At 71.0% G+C, this 1,633-nt stretch carries 1 protein-coding gene; it reads left to right on the top strand.

Annotated features, from left to right (window positions below; genetic code table 11):
- Positions 1 to 111 precede the first annotated feature (111 nt).
- On the top strand, positions 112 to 1,633 hold a 1,522-nt coding region (locus G6018_RS13795), incomplete at its 3' end, for an alkaline phosphatase D family protein (RefSeq protein ID WP_182639914.1).

Below are 1,633 nucleotides of genomic sequence, written 5' to 3'. Positions count from 1 at the left end.
TCCATCCGGTGCTGGCGGCTCCCGGCCCGGATCGCCCGCCCCGGTGAACTCTCCGTGACCAATCAGTGGGTTTTCTTACGCACCCGCCCGCGGGTGGGGTGAACTGGACGCATGCATTCTGCCGCCCATCCCGGTGCCTCGACCTCCCCCACCGGCCTCGACCGACGGACCGTCCTCAAGGCGGGTGCCCTGGCCGGAGCCGCGGCGGGTACCAGCGCCCTGGCGGGCCGGTCCGCGGTCGCGGGTGCCGACGTGGGCGTCTTCCGGCACGGCGTCGCGTCCGGCGACCCGATGCCCGATCGCGTCATCCTGTGGACCCGCGTCACCCCCGCACCGGACGCGGTCCCGGGATCCGGCCGCGGGGCGCCGGTCGCCGTCAGCTGGGAGATCTCGCTCGACCCCGGTTTCTCCCAGGTCGTCCGATCAGGGTCCGTGGTGACCGACGCCGGCCGCGACCACACCGTCAAGTTCGACTGCACCGGCCTGGCCCCCGACCGCTGGTACCACTACCGCTTCCGTGCCCTCGGTCAGACCTCGCACACCGGCCGCACCCGCACCGCGCCCGCCCACGGCACGCTCCCCGCCTCCGGCCGCTGGCGCATCGGGGTGGTCTCCTGCTCCAACTGGGAGGCGGGCTACTTCTCCGGCTACCGCCACCTCGAGGCGCGCGGGGATCTCGACGCGATCGTCGAACTGGGCGACTACATCTACGAGTACGGCCGTGGTGAGTACACCGGCAAGTTCGGCGCGGTCCGGCCCCACGATCCCCCGCACGACATCGTGACGCTGGCCGACTACCGGATCCGCCTGGCCCAGTACCGCACCGACCCGGATCTGCAATCCCTGCACGCGCACGTTCCCTGGATCTGCACCTGGGACGACCACGAGCTCGCGAACGACAACTGGTCCGACGGTGCCGAGAACCACCATCCGCACCAGGGACCGTTCTCCGACCGCAAGGCCGCCAGCTCCCAGGCCTACTTCGAGTGGATGCCCGTGCGCCCCGAGTCCCTCCGCGACGGCGGTCACCTCTACCGGCGGTTGCGCTGGGGTTCGCTCGCCGAGATCAGCATGCTCGACCTGCGCTCCTACCGCACGGAGGGACCGGACCGTTTCGACGGTCACGCGATCGATGTCACCGGCACCATGACCGGCGCCGCCCAGTTCGACTGGCTGGCCCGCGGGCTGAGTTCGTCGACCGCCCGGTGGAACGTCATCGGCAACTCGGTGATGATCACGCCCGTGCTCCTGCCCCCGCTCGAGCCACAGACCACGGCCGCGCTCACCGAGCTGCTGGGCGTCCCGCGCGAGGGCATCACCTACAACCCCGACCAGTGGGACGGCTACGCGGGCGAGCGCCGCCGGTTGATGGAGGTGATCCGCGCCGCCGGCACCCGCAACACCGTCTTCCTCACCGGCGACATCCACACCTCGTGGGCCAACGAGGTGCCGTTCGAGCCGGCGAACTACCCGGGCGCGGGCGTCGGCGCGATCGAGTTCGTCACCCCGTCGATCACCAGCAACAACATCGACGACATGGTGAACCTCCCCGAGGGCAACCCGTTGTCGCAGACCGCGCAGGGGGCCCTCACTCAGGTCAACCGACACGTGCGTTGGGTGGACCTGGACCGCC

The sequence above is a fragment of the Dietzia sp. DQ11-44 genome (genome assembly GCF_014145205.1).
GTDB lineage: Bacteria > Actinomycetota > Actinomycetes > Mycobacteriales > Mycobacteriaceae > Dietzia > Dietzia natronolimnaea.
Note: the sequence above shows the minus strand (reverse complement) of the source record. Positions and strands in the feature narration are given on the sequence as shown.